The following is a 16,875-nucleotide window of genomic DNA, read 5'->3' as shown; positions in this document are numbered from 1 at the left end:
GCGGTGCCGGCCGGGCCGAGTGTCCCGAGTGTGGGGCGACTTGGGTGGCCGGGGTGGATCGGCGTTCGAACGCCGTCTACTGCTCACGGCGGTGCGTCACGAGGGCCTGGCGGACCCGGAAGGAAACGTTCGGCGAACGGTCACAGTGACCGCATCGCGAACGCATCCTGATTCCAACTCCGGTCAGAACCCGGTCAATTGCGGTCGCCCGTTGTGATCGTCGTATATACGGTCTGACTCTCGGTCGGGAAGCGGGACGGGTCTCGCCACGGCCGCGGGCCGTGCTCCGGCCCGCGGTGGGTGGTGAATGCCATGCCCGAAGAGATCAAGGACGCCGACAAGGTCGGCAGTGTCAGCGCGAATCGGTACGCGGAGATCGTGGCCGAGCTGCGCAAGCTGGTGGAGACCGCCAGCCGGATCCAGTTCACGGTCGGCGACTACGCGCTCGAGGTCGAGCCGATGCGCGAGTCCGGTGGTCAGGAGCGGAGCGACTCGCTGTTCACGGTCAGGGAGTCGCTGTTCCGTCTGGCCGAGGACATCGGGCTGTCCTACGCGATGGTGGACAAGGCCCGGTGGACCGCGTCGAAGTGGCCGAAGGACCGGCGGAAGGCGGGAGTGTCGTTCACGGTCCACCAGATCCTGGCGTCCATCGCCGACGACGAGGAACGGTTCGCCACCGTCCTGGCCCCGCCGGAGGGAAAGTCCCGCTGGACGCCGGACGAGGCGAACCGGCGGGTCGGCCGACAGGTCGTCAAGCCCGTCACCCCGCAGGAGAAGGTCAGCGCGATTCACACCCTCGCCAAGGACGAGGAGGTCGCCGCCACCGTCACCGGCGATCTGCTGCGACGTCCGGCCGTCGTCGCGCAGGTCAAGAACGAGGACAAGGTGCGGGCGGTGGAGGAACTCACCCGCGAGGATCAGGTCGCCGCCGCCGTCGCCCCGGACTTCCTGCGCCGCCCCGCGGTCGTCGCCCGCGTCGCCAAGGCGGACAAGGTGAAGGTCGTCGAGGAACTGACCCGTGACGAGCACGTCGCCGCCGAAGTGACCACCGGCCTGCTGCGCAGGCCGGACATCGCCTTCAAGGCGATGGGCGACGACACCGCCCGCCACCAGGTCAACCACGCCCAGGTCGAGCGCGGGCGGCAGGCCCGCGAGCACTTCGAGGAGACCAGCCCCGTCGCCCCGGCCATCCGCAACATCGACCGGTCGGTTCAGTTCCTGGACCTGGTCACCGCCTGCCACGCGTTCGTCGCCGCGGCCGGCCGGGTCGTCCCCGGCATGCGCGAGACGCCGCTCGGTGACGACGAACGCACCATCGTCCACGAGAACGTCGCCCGTGTCCGGGCGACCCTGGACTGGATCGAGACCGCGGTCGACACCGGCAAGGTGGACGTCGACGGCGAGCTGGCCAAACTGCTGCAAGGCGAGTAGGCGATGCCCCGCGCTTCCGAGCGCAGATCACCCGCCGCCCAGCGACACGCCGACACCGTCCGGTTCGTACTCTTCGAAGCGAGGCCGGCCGGTCTAACCTTCCCCCAACTGGTCAGATCCAGCGAGCTGTCGCCCCACCAGACCCGCTCGGGCCTGGCCTGCCTGCGGGACACCATCACCGAACGCGGCTGGCCGCCGCTGATCTGGACGAGGCTGGACGGCTACAAGTTCTGCGCCGACCCCGCCGAACTCCAGGCATACGAGGTCGCGGTCATCCGCGGGAAGCTCACCGAGATCCGCCGGTTCATCACCGGAACCGTCGCCCCGCACGCCCTCCTCCAGCCCAAGGGCCGGTGGATCAAACACCTCAACACCCAGCTCAACTCGGTCGAGTCCACACTCGACGTCATCGCCGACTTCACGGACGCCTGACCGGCGGGGCCGGCCGCAAAGCGGCCGGCCCCGCCCCGTCTTCCAGGGAGGGAACGTTGCCGCGCAGGCGCTGCTATCCCTCCGACACCTTCGACGACGAATGGGCCCTGATCGAACCCCTGTTGCCGACACCGGCCTGCGAAACGAAGGCGGGCGGCCGTCCCGAGAAGCACCCCCGCCGGGAAGTGGTCGACGCGATCCGCTACGTCGTCGACACCGGATGCAAGTGACGGGCCCTGCCCAAGGACTTCCCGCCCTGGCGCACGTGTTACGGGTTCATGGCCCGCTGGGCCGCCGCCGGCGTCATCGGGCAGATCCGTGACCAGCTCCGCAAACGCATCCGCCGCGAGATGGGCAAGGCACCCGGAGCGGTCGCCACCGTCATCGACTCCCAGTCGATCAAGGCCGCCGAGACCGTCGGCAAGGACTCCCGCGGCTACGACGCCGGCAAGAAAATCAACTGTGAGAATCTCTCTGCGGCCCGGGTTGGGTTGCTGCCAGGCTCGGCGTTCGTGATCCGGCATGACTCGAAAATCAACTGGCGCTCCGTCAGGGGCTGCCGTTCGGCCGAGATGTCTGCCGGGCATGGGCGTCGGCCTGGCCCACCCGTTGGCTTGATCAGCAGCTTGTCCGTCGTATCACGACGTGACTCATCACAGTTCCGCCACGTGGTGACTCCACCCAGGCCGACGCCGACCACGGCCGTTCGTCTTGGAGGAGAACAACCGCGTGACCATGCTCGCAGCACAAGTCGACGGCGTCATCGGCGTCGACACTCACCGCGACACCCTTGCCGCAGCGGCTGTCAGCCCCATCGGTGCCGTCCTGGAGACCACCGACGCCCCCGCCAACGCCCGAGGCTACCGGCGCCTGCTGGACTTCGCCCGCAAGAACATCCCAGGCCGCCGATGCTGGGCCCTGGAAGGCATCGGCAGCTACGGAGCCGGCCTGGCCGCCTTCCTCGACCAGGCAGGTGAACGCGTAGTCGAGGTTTGCCGCCCCAAGCGGCCCGCCATCCGCGGCGGACGCAAGACCGACATGCTCGACGCCATCCGTGCGGCCAAGGAAGCCCTCACCACCGAGCATCTGATCCAGCCCCGACTACGAGGCGAGCGAGAGGCCCTGCGCGTCCTACTGGCTGCCCGCAATGGTGCTGTCCTCGCCTCGACTGCTGCGATCAACCAGCTCAAGGCCATGATCGTGTCAGCACCAGATGATCTCCGCGCGGAGCTGCGCAGGCTCAAGCGTCCGGCCCAGATCACCCGCTGTGCTCAACTTCGAGACCGCCCGGCGCACGACGTCGAACACCGCATGACCGCTCGGGCACTGCGGTCCACCGCCCAGCGCGTGCAAGTTCTCCAAGCCGAGGCCAAAAAGCTTGAGGCGGAGATCCTCGGTCTCGTGCGCCAGCTTGCCCCTGAACTTCTGGATTTGCTCGGCGTGGGGCCCATCACCGCGGCCCAGGTGCTTGTCAGCTGGTCCCATCCGGGCCGGTTCCGCTCCGAGGCAGCCTTCGCCTCCTTCGCTGGCGTCTCCCCAATCCCCGCTTCTTCCGGGCTCACCAACCGCCACCGGCTCAACCGCAGCGGAGACCGGCAACTCAACCGGGCCTTGCACACCATCGCGTTGGTACGTGCGCGTTGCGACACAGACACCAAGGCGTATGTCGCACGCAGGGTCGCCGAGGGAAAGAGCCCGCGCGACGCGCAGCGTTGCCTCAAGCGGGCCGTCTGCCGCCAGCTTTTCAAGATTCTCGAACGCGCCGGCCGCACCGTCGAAGGACTCCCCGACGATCTTCTCCAAGCGGCTTGACGCGATATAGCAGCCTCGGCCGAAAAAGGCACCTGGTCGTGGACACCAAGGGCCTGCCGCTGTTCGTCATGGTCACCCCGGCCGACATGACCGACCGCAACGCGGCCAAAGAAGTGCTGTTCCGGCTGCGGCTGATGCACCCCGAAATCACCATCGTCTGGGCCGACTCCGCCTATGCCGGACAGCTCGTGACCTGGGCAAAGACCTACCTGAACCTGACGATCAAGACCGTCAGCCGCCCGAAGAACGTCCCCGGGTTCGTCGTTCTGCCCCGGCGCTGGGTCGTCGAACGCTCACACGCCTGGATCATGCACGCCCGCCGGCACGCGCGGGACTACGAACGGCTCATCCAGCACTCGGAATCGCTCATCACCTGGGCCGCCATCACCCTCATGACCAGGCGAATCACCCGCCGAAACTCCCGCAGGAGCGGACAGCCGGCCTCCCGCGAGGCTCAACGCGACTGATCGTCTTGGCACTGACGGTCAGCAGTCCTACCAAGAGGCCACCGGGCCCTCAATCCGACCTCACCGTCCGGCCCGGAGAACCACTCTCCCACCGCTGACGACACCGGTCAGCACAATCACCCGATCGGTGTCGTCCCTTCGCCCAGGAGCGGCACCACCAGGCGTCCCCCCGTGTCCATCCACGGCGTCCCCGCCGGATGCACCCTCCGCTACTGCCCGCTAGGCAAGCACAGCCGGGCATTCTCGCCCTGGCTCATCGCGGCAGCGAGCCGCACCGGCACATGACCTACGCGGTTCCCAACCCCACGCCGGCGAGAACTGGGACCGCACGACACTCCGATGCACGCGTGTCACCTGGCCCAACGCGCAGAATCCAGCGCGGTCACGGCGTCGTCAACCCCCGCCGTCCTGCAGACAGGGTCCCCAGGGGTTCTCCGTTCCGGCGGTTCGACACCGAGATCCGCCGGATCGTCTGATCACCGATGAACGATGGTCCAGGTCGGTGAATGCTCGGTGCGATGGGGGGAGACGCTGTACTGCGCCGCGTCCATCTTCGATATCGGTGGTAGATCCACTGGCATCAATGGAGCGGCTAATCGGGAGATGCGATGAGATGCCCAGCTGTGGCGGCCGTGGGGGCTGCGTGTGTGGTTGTGGTCGCCGGGGTGAGCCCGGCCGTGGCCGCGGACACCGTGGTGACGTTTACAGTGCAGGGGGCGCAGCTGACGGTAGCTGCTCCAGCTAACGCGGTTTTGCCGTCGACATCCATCGGCGGTAGGACGACGGGGCAGCTGGGGACGGTGACGGTCAGAGATGAGCGCGGTGTGGTGCCCGCCCCGTGGACGGCGACGGTGGCTTCGTCGGACTTCTCCACCGGAGGGGGGTCGCCCAACGAGAAAATCGCTGCCAGCAATGCGGGTTACTGGTCGGGGCCTGCCACTGCCACCAGCGGCAGCGGCGTCTTCACCCCGGGCCAGCCGACCTCAGGGGACGCGGTGACGTTGGCCGCCGCCCGCACGGCCTTTACGCACTCCGGCGGCGGCGGTGGCAACTCGGCATCGTGGAACCCGACCTTGTTCGTCGACGTGCCGCAGACAGCCGCGGCCGGCCTGTACACCGGCACCGTCACCCATTCGGTGGCCTGATCTTCTATGCGGCGACTGCTGAGCTGCCTGCTGGTGGCCGCATGCTGCGCGCTCGGTGCCGGCACCGCTGTGGCCCGGCCGTCTCCTCCCGGCCCCTCGCAGGGCAAGCCGGTCCGGCTGGGCATCAAGCTGCTGGAAGCCCCGGTCGACCGGCGGCAGGACCCGCGCGCGTCCAGCTACATCATCGACCATCTCCCGCCGGGCGCGGTGATCCACCGCGACATCCAGGTCGTCAACGACAACCCGAACCCGCTGCACGTGACGCTGTACCCCGGGGCCGCCGCCATCCGCGGCGGCACGTTCACCTTCGCACCGGCCGGCAAGCGCAACGAACTCGCCGGCTGGATCTCCCTTGCGCGTACCCGGCTTACGTTGGATCCGTGGCAGAAAGCCGCGGTCCCGGTCACCCTCCGCGTCCCGCGCACCGCAAGCGCCGGAGAGCGCTATGCCGTCATCTGGGCCCAGCACCACTCCAAGCCCGGGCCCGGAGGAAACATTGGCATGGTCACCCGCGCCGGTGTGCGCGTCTACCTCGACATCGGCCCCGGCGGAGAACTGCCCTCCTCCTTCCGCATCACCAGACTCATCCCGGCCCGCACCCAAGACGGCCGGCCGCAACTGCGTGTGCGGGTGCACAACACCGGGGCCCGCGCAGTCGATATCAGCGGCAGCCTTCGCCTCGGCAGCGGACCGGACGCGCTCACCGCCGGACCTTTCACCAACGACCGTGTCCTCACCCTGGCCCCACGCCACAAGGGCACCCTGGCGTTCACTCTGGGCAAGGGCGTGCCGAAGGGCCCTTGGAAAGCGGTGGTCACCCTGCAGTCCGGCATGCTGAAGCAAACCGCCAGCGGCCGCATCAGGTTTCCTGACGCCGGCACGGGCCATCCCGTTCTCGCCGTGCTGACCTCCACCAGGTCCTCACCGCTGCTGTGGATCCCCATCGGTCTCCTCGCCGCAGCACCACTGGCCTACGCAGTCCGCAAGCGACTGATCAGAAAGCGCTGAGGGGGGCCGAGTGCGCCCCGTGGCCCTCCTGAGCGCCGCCCTCCTCACTACTGCCGCCCACCCGGCAACCCCCGCAGCCGTTCCAGCACAACCAGCCCCCATCCTGACCATTACCGCCCCCACCACCGCCAACCTCGGCACCGCCGCCATCGGCGGCACCCGCACCGCCCAGCTGGGCACCGTCACCGTCAACGCCCAGCTGGCCCCCAGCTGGACAGCGACCGTCAGCGCCACCAACCTGACCACCAACGGCGGCACCATCCCCAATGGCAACATCAGCTACTGGTCCGGCCCCGCCACGGCCACCTCCGGCCTGGGGACCTGTACCCCCGGCCAGCCCACGACGGCCCAAGCCGTCCCACTCAACGCCGCCCGCACCGCCTTCACCAGAAGCGGCGGCAACAACCAACACAGCTGCAGCTGGAACCCCACCCTGACCATCACCGTGCCCAGCACCGCGGTCGCTGGCACCTACCAGGCCACCATCACCCACTCGGTCGCCTGAAACCGGCAACAGCCGCGCATGGCCACGCGGACGCCGACGCCCACCGTCACACTACTGACGTGCTTGGACGGGTGAGTCTTCGACCGTTTGGTGGCAGCGGCGTTGTGCTGAACCCTCTGCCCGCACCAGGCGAGCTCATGACCCCAGGCCGTGGTGACACAGTCCACGCCCGTGCGAGCTTCGCCCGAACTCGCTCGATCCCCCCGCTCATACCGGCCAAACGAGCAGGTCGCTTGGTGATCTCGACCACCGTTGTGTCATGTCGGCCTCAGAAACAGGCACTCATCTTGTTCTTTATGGTCCGAGTCGCTTTGAGAGTGCGCGACGCGACCCGATCAGGCGCTGAGTAGGGTTGTGGCCATGGTCAAGGGGACGGGGCGGCGGCCCAAGGTGGACCTGGACAGTGGCGTCGAGGACGTGACGCTGTCCATCCTGGAGTGGCTTGGCGAGCAGGGGGTCGGTGCCATGATCCGGGTCGATGCGGAGCGCTTGCGTGACGGTCAGCCAGCGTGGACATTCGCCGCTTCTGGTGGGCCGCTGGACGGTGGGATGAGGGCCGACGGGGCCTCGGTCGCCGAGTGCATGGGCATGGCACTGCTTCGATTGCGCGAGGCTGGGCTGGCTGTTCCATTCTGACGTCGTGTTCCGCCTCTGAGCTGATCGCGTTCGGTGATGCTTTCGGGGCGCCTGGTGGCCTTGCCCACGTCGTAGCGGGTGGCAGGCCGCTGGTTCTTCGAGCCAAGTGGCCTTCCAGGTCCGGGAGTTGAGGGTTTTGGTGCACGGGCCGGACAGTGCAGGTGAGGGCGGAGGTTCCGAAACCCCCTGCGGACTCGGGCCGGGGTGAGCCGGCCGGGCTCGGCGGGCTTCTCCCACGGCCGCCGCAAGTCGGCGGCGGCCCCGCGCAGAAGGCGGATCTGGGTGTGGGCGGCGATGATCAGCCAGGTCCAGCGCTCGCCGGCCTCGGGGGTCCGCAGCCTCGGACGGGCCCACCCGAGGGTCTGTTTCATCAGCCTGAAGAGGTGCTCGATGTCGAACCTCCTCAGGAACGCCTGCCAGCGCACGTCGACGTCCTCGCTGTTCAGGCCGGTGGCGGACGACCAGAGCCAGAGCGGGAGCGGGTCGCCTCCGGCGGGCAGGTGGTCGACCTGGAGGCGGATCAGCGTGCCTTCGATGATGGGGAGTTCGCCGGTGTGGTCGATCCATGCGGAGCGGGTGGTCAGGCGGGGGTGGATGCGGTCCCAGGCCATCGCGTGGGCGGTGCCGTACCGGCCGGTGACCTGCGTCGTGGCCGCGTCCGGCTCGCCCCAGGTGTCCGGCCTGGCGAAGCGGAACTCCTTGCCGTGCTTCGGCGGCCGCCCGCCCTGGGGATAGGCCAGGGCGTACTCCTTGAGCGTGGGCTTCGGCCGTCGCATGACGCGGTCGGAGCGCATCCGTCCCAGCACCTCGACCGGGAGCCCGGCCAGGAGGTGGGCAATGCGCGGGGCGTCGTAGCCAGCGTCGAAGACGATGAGGATGTCGCGGTCGCCGACGTGCCAACGGCCCATCTCGATCAGGTCCTCGACCACACGGCGGAGCTGGGTGGCGGTGACCTCGGCGACGTCGTCCTCGGGTCCGAGGCGGACGGCGTCCAGGAGCTGGCACCAGGATGTCCGGCCCGATTCGAGGGCGGCGACGAAGGAGTACGGCCAGCCGGGGATGAACTGGTCCGAGGAGCGTCCGCTCCGGCCGTAGACATGACAGAAAAGGCGGTCCGCGCTGGTCGGCGCGTCAGGGCGGAGCCAGTTGCTGACGTCGACCGCCAGGACCAGGCGCCCGTCGGCGGCCCGCGGCATCGGCAGCCCGGCCAGCACCTGTCGCAGCCGGGGCACGTCCACACTCCCGCGGTTCAGAGCCTCGTACATTGCGCCGTGCCCGCGCCGGTGCTCAGCCACCAGCGTCAGGTCCACCGGCGAGGTCACCGGACCGTCCGCGCACAGCAACGCGTCCGTGAGGTCGAACAGTTCGTCCCCGCGCGTGGTCAGGCAGTCGAATAAGTCCTCCCGGAAGCGTGACGCTTGCGCGAACGCTTCCCCGGGACCGGTGTCAGGCAGCAGACTCACCCTCACGGCCTTCGTCTCATCAGTGCACCTTGGTCGGAGCACATGATCAGACGAAGGCCGCCCCAGCGTCCGGCGAACGCCCAGGTGAGTGGCCTAGTGCGAGGCCCATTTCGACCTCGGACCATAAAGAACAAGCTCATAGGGGCTGTGACACCTGAGAACCCCCGTCGGCTGGCTCTGGCGGGGGTCTTGCATAGACGGGGACCGCGTCCGCACGCCGAGGCAGCCGAGGCACGGGCATGCGCGCATGGTCTCGTCCTGCGGGTTCCAGGAAGGAACCGGTATCCCGAGACAAGGGTGCTCTTTCGGAGGGGGCAGCGGCTCAGAAGAGAACGCTGGAACTGCCGGGCGATCTCATTTAACTGAGCAGGGTGACCACGCCGACACCGCGTCCTCCCACCGTCCTCACAGGCGCCTGTGAGGACGGTGGCATGATCGTGTTTCTCGTGGGCAGGCGACCGGCGTGTCCTGCGCCCGGCTGATCTCGTTTCCCGGGTGAGCTCTTGCCTGGTCCAGGCCGGCTTTCAGGTGCAGGGCGACGTGGACAGCGGGGTTCCGGGGCTGCGGGTGACCGAGGTGTCTGCGGGCGCTTTGGTCAGATGGACGGCCTCGGACGGGTTCACCGCGCTCTCCCGTGACCAGGCAGGCCGTGCAGCGAGCAACGACAGCATGAGAGTGATCGTGCAGGCCGCAGTAGTAGGACTGCTGGTCCAGCTTGGACACACCGTCACCGACACGCCTGATGGCAGTGGCGTGGTGGTGCCCGCAATAGCGGCCCTGCCACGAGGCGACACGGGCAGCTAGGCACCGGCCCGCCCAACGTACTGGGCGTCGGTGGTGTGCTTGTGCGGGCGAAGTCGGCGTCGTTCGCGACGCCGTCAGCCGGCGGCCCTCCGCACGCCGGCACCGTGCGCGCCCCGGCCGCTCCCGTCTGATTCGCCCCCGCAGCGCCTCGCTTCACGGCAGACGTCAGGGAAGGCGGTGAGGCCGACGGGAGCGCAGGTTGTTACTGGGGGCGGCGTCCGGTGATGTCCCCGCTGGGGTCGTCAGGTAGGGCGATGCGGGCGGTGATGCGTTTGCCGACCGGCTCCCGCTGAGCCTCGAAGCCCTGCGCGACGGCCATGACGATCTCCAGGCCGTGCTGCCCGACTCTGCCCGCATCGGCGGCCCGCGCCACTGGCAGGACGGGATCGCTGTCCCACACGACCACTTCCACGACGGCGCCGATGACGCGCAGTTCCATCAGCACGGGGCCAGGGGCGTACTTGCGGGCGTTGGTGACGAGCTCGCTGACCACCAGTTGGGTCAGGTCCATCGCGCGAGCGGACACCGGCAGGCCGTGCTCCGCCTGGACACGGGTGAGGAAGTCCACCGCCCGGTGGCGGGCCTCAGCGATCACGGGCCCGCCACCGTCCAGCGCGACGGTGTCCTGTATCTGAGGGGCGTCCGGCATCACGCTGCCCTCACCCGCGGGGACTGATTCAGCTGGGTCCACCCTCGTTCCCCCTTCACACGTCCTGCGCGTACCCGGCACTCTGCCTCACATGTCCCGTGAGAACCGCATAAAGGGCCGCACACGTGTTCGCCGTAGCATCGAGGCAGGTTACGGTGACAGACCCCCGCGGAGCAGCCCGGCCCGGCCACTGTCGCTCCGCCACACCGCCATCAACGGCATCCGGGTGGTCACCATGCACGGCGAGATCGACCACGCCTCAAGGACATGCTCAGCGAGGCCCTCCTGTCCTGCGACGGCGCGGCGCCGAAGCCGACATAGTGTCCGTGCGTTCGGGGCTGCCCCTGGGCGAAGGCGCTGAGCCCTTCGAAGCCACCGAGCTGCAACTGAGCCCTGGTGATGTGCTGTCCTCTGCACCGGCGCACTGGCGCGAGATCCGTTCCACACCCGCGGACTGACCGTGGTGCGGGAAGGCACGGCTGGAGGCGCTGAAGGCGGCCGCCCGATCACGGAAATCGGTGGCCGCAGTCTGGAAGAACTTCTGCAGGAGCCCTTGGACGACGACCTGGCACGTGACCCAGGTGCGCCAACTTCCAGAAGATGCCACTGCCACCTGGGAGCTGGCCGCCGACCCCAGCATCGTCGCAGGGATACGCCGTCTTCGCCGACAAACTGACCTCCTGGGGGCCGGAACATCTGGTGTTCACCACAGAGCTGATCGTCAGCGAGCTGGTCACCAACGCCATCCGCTACGGCGGCGCCCCAGTGGCCCTGCGGCTGATTCGGGATCAACGTCTGATCTGCGAGGTCTCCGATCCCAGCCAGACGCAGCCACATCTGCGACGGGCCCGGTGGACGGACGAAGGCGGCCGCGCAGCGTGCCGATTGGCCACCCTTCCTGAGGCGTTGAACGCCGAGTGAATCAATATCTGTTCCCGAGGGACCAGTTTTTGAAGGGCCGTGCAGCGGGAATTTTTGCCGCCAAGAGCAGAGCGGAATTGTCCAACGTGCACGGGCCGTTCCGGCGTGCTACTGTCTATCTCAGTTGCAGTTGTGGTTCCCAAAACTTCAAGTGCCCCCGCCAGGCTTCTGCCGGTCGGGAGCACTTTTGTATTTCCGGTCATTTCCGGGCGGGGTAATCATCGCGGCGACACGGCGCCCGCGCAGTGCGGACGCCGATGCACTGCCCCAAAGGAGATATGACATGGCTGCTGGTACCGTGAAGTGGTTCAACGCGGAAAAGGGCTTCGGCTTCATCGAGCAGGACGGTGGCGGCGCCGACGTGTTCGCCCACTACTCGAACATCGCCGCGCAGGGCTTTCGTGAGCTGCTCGAGGGCCAGAAGGTGAACTTCGACATCGCGCAGGGCCAGAAGGGCCCGACGGCCGAGAACATCGTTCCGGCCTGACGCTCACGCGCAATCCGTAGCTGGGGCCCGCATCCTTCGGGGTGCGGGCCCCAGCTGCACGCGTATCCCGCAGAGGCTTTCACCCGCGGGACGCCCCGGAGAAATCCGCAGTACCACCACAAAGGTTCCTCCCTCAGGACGCAGGCGCATCCTGAAGCGCTGCCCCGCAGTCGGCGCCCGGATCGCAAGATCCCATCGCGTCACCAATTTCAACACCTGCGCCCCCGGGATTTCGGCCGGCCAGATCTGCTTTATTTTGCCGCCGGTCCATACTTGTAATTCTCCGTGCCGTTCATCGCAGCGGGAATCCTTGATATGTGCCACATCGAGGAAGGTTCCGCATGAACCGCACGTACACGAACGACCGCTCCACCCGCACCCGTGACGGCCGTGCCGACGCCGGAAGGGGCGGCAGCGGCTACGGCCCGCAGACAACGCGCCGTTCCGGCGGGCCCGTGCGCTCCGGCGGTTACGGCCGTCGGCCCGCCCCAGCGCGGGGTGAGTTCGCGCTGCCCAGGACGATCACCCCGCGCTGGCCGCCGTCGAGGGCTTCGCCGATCTCGACTTGCCCGAGCAGCTCCTGGCCGAACTCGGCAGGCAGGGTGTGACGGCACCGTTCCCGATTCAGGGAGCGACGCTGCCGAACTCCCTTGCGGGCCGTGACGTCCTGGGCCGCGGCCGCACCGGTTCCGGCAAGACCCTGGCCTTCGGCCTCGCCCTGCTCGCGCGCACCGCTGGGCAGCGTGCTGAGCCCCGCCAGCCGCTGGGGTTGATCCTCGTACCGACGCGTGAGCTGGCACAGCAGGTGACCGACGCGCTCACTCCGTACGCCCGCTCCGTGCGGCTGCGGCTGGCCACGGTGGTGGGCGGCATGTCCATCGGCCGACAGGCCGGCGCACTGCGCACCGGCAGCGAGATCGTCGTCGCGACACCGGGACGGCTCGAGGACCTCATCGACCGCGGCGACTGTCGGCTGAACCACGTGGACGTCACCGTGCTGGACGAGGTCGACCAGATGGCCGACATGGGCTTCATGCCCCAGGTCACCGCGCTGCTCGACCAGGTGCGCCCGGAGGGGCAGCGCATGCTGTTCTCCGCCACCCTGGACCGCAACGTCGACCTGTTGGTACGCCGCTATCTGACCGACCCCGTCGTGCATTCGGTCGACCCGTCGGCCGGTGCGGTCACGACGATGGAGCACCACGTCCTGCACGTTCACGGCGCCGACAAGCACGCCGCCACGACCGAGATCGCCGCCCGCGACGGCCGCGTGATCATGTTCCTGGACACCAAGCACGCCGTCGACCGGCTAACCCAGGACCTGCTCAACAGCGGGGTGCGGGCCGCCGCGCTGCACGGCGGCAAGTCCCAGCCCCAGCGCACCCGCACGCTGGCACAGTTCAAGACCGGCCACGTCACCGTGCTGGTGGCGACCAACGTCGCGGCGCGTGGCATCCACGTCGACAACCTCGACCTGGTCGTCAACGTCGATCCGCCGACCGACCACAAGGACTACCTCCACCGCGGCGGCCGTACCGCCCGCGCCGGCGAGTCCGGCAGCGTCGTCACCCTGGTCACACCGAACCAGCGCCGTGGCATGGTCCGTCTGATGTCGGACGCCGGAATCCGTCCGCAGACCACCCAGATCCGCTCGGGCGACGAGGCCCTGAGCCGGATCACCGGCGCCCAGGCCCCGTCCGGCATCCCGGTCGTCATCACCGCACCGGTGGTCGAACGCCCCAAGCGCAGCGCCACCTCCCGAGGCCGCCGTCGCCCCGCCTCGGCGACCAGGCGCACCCCCGTACGCCAGCCCGGCTTCGGCGCGGTGGCCTAGAACTTTCGTGATCAGGAAGCCGGCCCATCTCTGCAGGAGGCACCTTTTGACGCTGGTTCAGACAGAGTCCCGCCCGGCGGACGCCGACCCCGCGCACAGGACAGCGGTGGAGGTCATGGACGCGGCCGGACCGCAGGTCTGTGACGACATGAGCGTCGAGGTGGCGCTGGCCGTCATGGCCGCTGCCCGCACGGTCCGACTGGTCGTCTGCGACCAGGACGGCCAGTGCACCGGCCTGGTCACCCATGCCGAACTCGCCGCCGTCCGTGACAGCTCCGACTACACGGACCGTGTCCGCCTGCGCGACATCCTCGGCGACCACGGTTCGTTCGCCTCACCCGTGACCACGATGGCCGAAGCCGAGCACGCGATGCGCACCCGTCGGCTCGGTGTCCTGCCGGTGGTCGACGAGCAAGGCAGCGCCCTGGGCATCCTCGCCCTCTCCCGCTGAAACACCTGGCCCCTGGTCGGACCGTTCTTCCCTTCTCTCTGTGAGGCCACATGCGCTGCGTCATCGCCCGCTTCCCCTTCGAGCTCACCAAGGGCGGCGTGCTGGAATCGATGAAGGGCATCAAGCCCGAACCGGTCACCGGCGAATCGGTGATCATCGGCCGCCGCCACTACCCCGTCAAGCAGGTCGGCCAGGTCATCACGCGCCAGGACCGACGTGACTTCAGCGCCGCCGAAGTCCTGCGGGCCATGGCTCAGCTCGGTTTCACCTGCCGCGCCGTTCCCAAGGCAGCGCCCCTGGGCATTCTCAGCCCGATGCAGCACGCTTCCGCGATGCTCGGCACCCCCGTCACGGTGTGACCGGGTAAACAGACACGAGCCGACACCTGAGCAGCTGTGTGGGCCCGACCGGTACGCCGGTCGGGCCCACACCGCGTGCAGCGGGTTCCCGTCACCGTTGCCCTGCAGGATCCGGGCGACATGGAAGTGCAGACGCGCGGGCGGCCCGTCCTCCTTCACGGGGGCGTCGAAGACGGCGGCGAACTCGCCCAAGCGGGCGGAATCCCTCAGCACATCCGACACCCTCTGCCTCCACACCGCTTCGGCAGCCAGCCGACCGGTGATGGCAGCGCCACCGGTGGCCACGGCCAGGGACATCTGGTTGCTCTGGCCGGACTCCACCAGGGCGGCAACGTCAACCAGCAACTCGTCAGGCTGCGGCATGAGGCGGACCGTGTTCGCCGGCCATCCGGCTGCTTGAGCGGTGACGCTACCGGGCAAGTAAGGCGCTCACGGTCTTGCCGCCGGAGGCCCGGCTGGTGGCCGCCGTGGCGTGGGCGAGGCCGGTGACCATGGGCCATCCGAAGCCTCGGTACCGCCGTTCGGGTCAGGGGTGAGCATGCGCGGCACATGCCGACTGGGATCGTGAACGGCGACCTCGATGGTGTCGGGGTGCGCAGTCAGTTCCAGTGTCCAGCGGCCCCCACCGTGGCGCCAGGCATCGGTGACGAGCTCGGACACGACCAAGACCAAGACCACCGTGTCCGCCGCGTCAGGAGCCACGGTCGGCTGCGGCGCTGGCAATCACCGTGATCATCAGGGTCATCCTGATCTCTGAATCGTCCATGCCCCTGCCCTGGCTACCCGACCCCTGTGCCCGCCCTCCACCTGCCAACCCCGCAGAGCCCCAGTGCTGGCCTGAAGGGGATGGAGGGCCACAGCCGACGCATGACGGCACCTGCTGCCGTGAGCCCGTGTCTGCGCAGCCCGCGGACTGCTCAAGTCAGGGGCCGTGCGGGTTCGCCACCCCGGGATCGTCTAGGGCGGCGCAGGGCGTCGTGCCGCACTCGTCAACGGCCGACCTGCGGGGCGTCACGGCTGGAAACATCAGTCCCGGTCGGCGACGTCACGCTCAGCCGGCCGTGCTGCGCGGCGGGGGCCACTGAGTGCGCCGGACCGAGCCTCGGAGCTGCTTGAACCATCTGTGGGCCGGTCGAGGCAGACCGGTCGAGGCGGACTACCTCATCTTCGAGGGCGCGGAAATCTATCCCAGCCGGAGTAGACATTCGGCGGCGGTGTAGTTATGGTTTCTCTCGTAGCCGAGATCGAGAAGGGCCCGGCAGACATGAACTGCCGGGCAGTATTACGCAGTTGCAGTTGGCATGACGGTGCGGTGGTGGAGTTCCGAAGCCAGAGTGGTCGCAGGACGGCGACGGGACTGACGACTGGACCGGGTGGCCCGCAGTGATCAGGGGCCGCCATAAGCAGCACCGCAGTGGCAGTGCCAGTAAGTGAAGTTCGCAGTACCCAGCAGTGCAGTCAGTGGCAGTACCTCGGTGAAGGCGTCGGCTGCGGGCGCGCGCACCGGGAGGTTCGGCAGTGGGGTTCCAAGCCAGAGCAGACGCAGGACGGGCGACGGGGCTGGCTGCCGAAGAGTGGCTCTGTTCGAAGCCACCAGCAGTTCGCAGTTTCCGTTAGTGAATAGCTGATCAAGAGGGAAGAACGGAGGAGCCGAGCGCCATCAGGATCGCCCGGGAGGAAGTCTGGGACCCGGGTACCGCAGGACATCGATAGTGAGGTGGTCTCCGGTCGAGCAACCGCGATCCCCGCGCCCCCGACAGCGTCTCAGTCGGGTCTGCGGAAACAAAGGGCCGGTGCAGTATCAGGGCCGGCAGATGGTGTAGTAGTTCCTTCGGGGCCCTGGTGCCAGTACGGTGACAGGGCCCCTCCACGCGTTTCGCAGAGAGGTGCAATGACAGCAGACGACACGTTCGGCCGTCTCGATGACGACGACTACCCCGCCTACACCATGGGCCGGGCCGCCGAGATGCTCGGCACCACGCAGGGCTTCCTGCGCGCCATCGGCGAAGCCCGCCTCATCACCCCGCTGCGCTCCGCGGGCGGACACCGCCGCTACTCCCGCTACCAGCTGCGCATCGCCGCCCGCGCCCGGGAACTCGTCGACCACGGCACCCCCATCGAGGCCGCCTGCCGCATCATCATCCTCGAGGACCAGCTCGAGGAAGCCCGGCGCATCAACGCCGAATACCGTCGCGCCACCGAATCAGCGAACCCGACCGCAGCAGCGTGAGATGAGCGTGCCCGTCCGCGTCGGCGGGCACCGCACGCATGGCTGCCGTGCGGTGTGATCGTTTCCTGTGGTGACGCGGCGTGTGGGCGTGTAGCGTTCTGTGTCAGCTGTCGTGGTTCGGAATTTCCCCCTGCCCGCGCCTTTGGTGTGGGCGTTTTGCTGTGCTGTGCCGCAGGAACCAGGGCGATCACCTCCGCCTGCCACATTGAGTGGGGGCGTTCACCGACTGGAAGGCATCAGA

The 16,875-nt window shown here is 68.4% G+C and carries 12 protein-coding genes and 6 pseudogenes; 14 read left to right on the top strand and 4 right to left on the bottom strand.

Going from position 1 to position 16,875, the window contains the following annotated elements; translation table 11 throughout:
- Window positions 1-312: 312 nt before the first annotated feature.
- From ACYVMZ_RS34775 to ACYVMZ_RS34740, 8 genes and pseudogenes are all read left to right on the top strand, one after another.
- A complete protein-coding gene (locus ACYVMZ_RS34775) occupies window positions 313-1,431 on the top strand; it encodes a DUF6192 family protein (RefSeq protein WP_461086868.1) in 1,119 nt (372 codons plus the stop codon).
- A 3-nt stretch (window positions 1,432-1,434) separates the two neighbouring features.
- Window positions 1,435-1,863 (top strand): RacP protein, encoded by a 429-nt coding sequence (locus ACYVMZ_RS34770; protein ID WP_461086867.1) that lies wholly within the window; start codon window positions 1,435-1,437, stop codon window positions 1,861-1,863.
- Between the two features lie 56 nt (window positions 1,864-1,919).
- Window positions 1,920-2,324 (top strand): annotated as a pseudogene (locus ACYVMZ_RS34765) (transposase); the annotation flags it as partial.
- 268 nt (window positions 2,325-2,592) lie between these two features.
- Complete coding sequence (locus tag ACYVMZ_RS34760) at window positions 2,593-3,675, top strand: IS110 family RNA-guided transposase (RefSeq protein WP_461086866.1); 1,083 nt, start codon at window positions 2,593-2,595, stop codon at window positions 3,673-3,675.
- Window positions 3,676-3,692: 17 nt separating this feature from the next.
- Window positions 3,693-4,155, top strand: a pseudogene (locus tag ACYVMZ_RS34755) (transposase); the annotation flags it as partial.
- Window positions 4,156-4,819: 664 nt separating this feature from the next.
- Entirely contained in the window at window positions 4,820-5,287 is a 468-nt protein-coding gene (locus ACYVMZ_RS34750) for a hypothetical protein (RefSeq protein WP_461086865.1), read from the top strand.
- Window positions 5,288-5,293: 6 nt separating this feature from the next.
- Complete coding sequence (locus ACYVMZ_RS34745; protein WP_461086864.1) at window positions 5,294-6,295, top strand: peptidase; 1,002 nt, start codon at window positions 5,294-5,296, stop codon at window positions 6,293-6,295.
- 19 nt (window positions 6,296-6,314) lie between these two features.
- Window positions 6,315-6,800, top strand: coding sequence for a hypothetical protein (locus ACYVMZ_RS34740; protein ID WP_461086863.1), 486 nt, complete (start codon window positions 6,315-6,317; stop codon window positions 6,798-6,800).
- A gap of 650 nt (window positions 6,801-7,450) precedes the next feature.
- Here the strand turns inward: ACYVMZ_RS34740 and ACYVMZ_RS34735 are convergent.
- Together ACYVMZ_RS34735 and ACYVMZ_RS34730 are read right to left on the bottom strand one after the other, a co-directional pair.
- Window positions 7,451-8,899, bottom strand: a pseudogene (locus tag ACYVMZ_RS34735) (NF041680 family putative transposase); the annotation flags it as partial.
- A 1,006-nt stretch (window positions 8,900-9,905) separates the two neighbouring features.
- Entirely contained in the window at window positions 9,906-10,352 is a 447-nt protein-coding gene (locus ACYVMZ_RS34730; RefSeq protein WP_461086862.1) for an ATP-binding protein, read from the bottom strand.
- 699 nt (window positions 10,353-11,051) lie between these two features.
- Between ACYVMZ_RS34730 and ACYVMZ_RS34725 the strand changes: the two genes are divergently transcribed.
- From ACYVMZ_RS34725 to ACYVMZ_RS34705, 5 genes and pseudogenes are all read left to right on the top strand, one after another.
- On the top strand, window positions 11,052-11,273 hold the full coding sequence (locus ACYVMZ_RS34725; RefSeq protein WP_461086861.1) for an ATP-binding protein: 222 nt from the start codon (window positions 11,052-11,054) through the stop codon (window positions 11,271-11,273).
- A gap of 283 nt (window positions 11,274-11,556) precedes the next feature.
- Window positions 11,557-11,760, top strand: a complete 204-nt coding sequence (locus tag ACYVMZ_RS34720; protein ID WP_003973099.1) for a cold-shock protein — start codon at window positions 11,557-11,559, stop codon at window positions 11,758-11,760.
- A gap of 341 nt (window positions 11,761-12,101) precedes the next feature.
- Window positions 12,102-13,594 (top strand): annotated as a pseudogene (locus tag ACYVMZ_RS34715) (DEAD/DEAH box helicase).
- A gap of 46 nt (window positions 13,595-13,640) precedes the next feature.
- The gene (locus ACYVMZ_RS34710; protein ID WP_356662916.1) at window positions 13,641-14,045 is read left to right on the top strand and encodes a CBS domain-containing protein; all 405 of its coding nucleotides are present in this window, start codon (window positions 13,641-13,643) and stop codon (window positions 14,043-14,045) included.
- A 50-nt stretch (window positions 14,046-14,095) separates the two neighbouring features.
- A complete protein-coding gene (locus tag ACYVMZ_RS34705; protein ID WP_234545261.1) occupies window positions 14,096-14,404 on the top strand; it encodes an SCO5918 family protein in 309 nt (102 codons plus the stop codon).
- Between the two features lie 99 nt (window positions 14,405-14,503).
- On the opposite strand, the pseudogene ACYVMZ_RS34700 reads toward ACYVMZ_RS34705, so the two are convergent.
- Together ACYVMZ_RS34700 and ACYVMZ_RS34695 are read right to left on the bottom strand one after the other, a co-directional pair.
- Window positions 14,504-14,767, bottom strand: a pseudogene (locus ACYVMZ_RS34700) (hypothetical protein); the annotation flags it as partial.
- Window positions 14,768-14,813: 46 nt separating this feature from the next.
- Window positions 14,814-15,115, bottom strand: a pseudogene (locus tag ACYVMZ_RS34695) (ATP-binding protein); the annotation flags it as partial.
- A gap of 1,180 nt (window positions 15,116-16,295) precedes the next feature.
- Between ACYVMZ_RS34695 and ACYVMZ_RS34690 the strand changes: the two are divergent.
- Window positions 16,296-16,634, top strand: coding sequence for a MerR family transcriptional regulator (locus ACYVMZ_RS34690; protein WP_461086860.1), 339 nt, complete (start codon window positions 16,296-16,298; stop codon window positions 16,632-16,634).
- Window positions 16,635-16,875 lie beyond the last annotated feature (241 nt).

The organism is Streptomyces deserti (assembly GCF_054782695.1).
The sequence above is the reverse complement of the archived record's forward strand: the minus strand, read 5'-3'. Positions and strand labels throughout refer to the sequence as shown.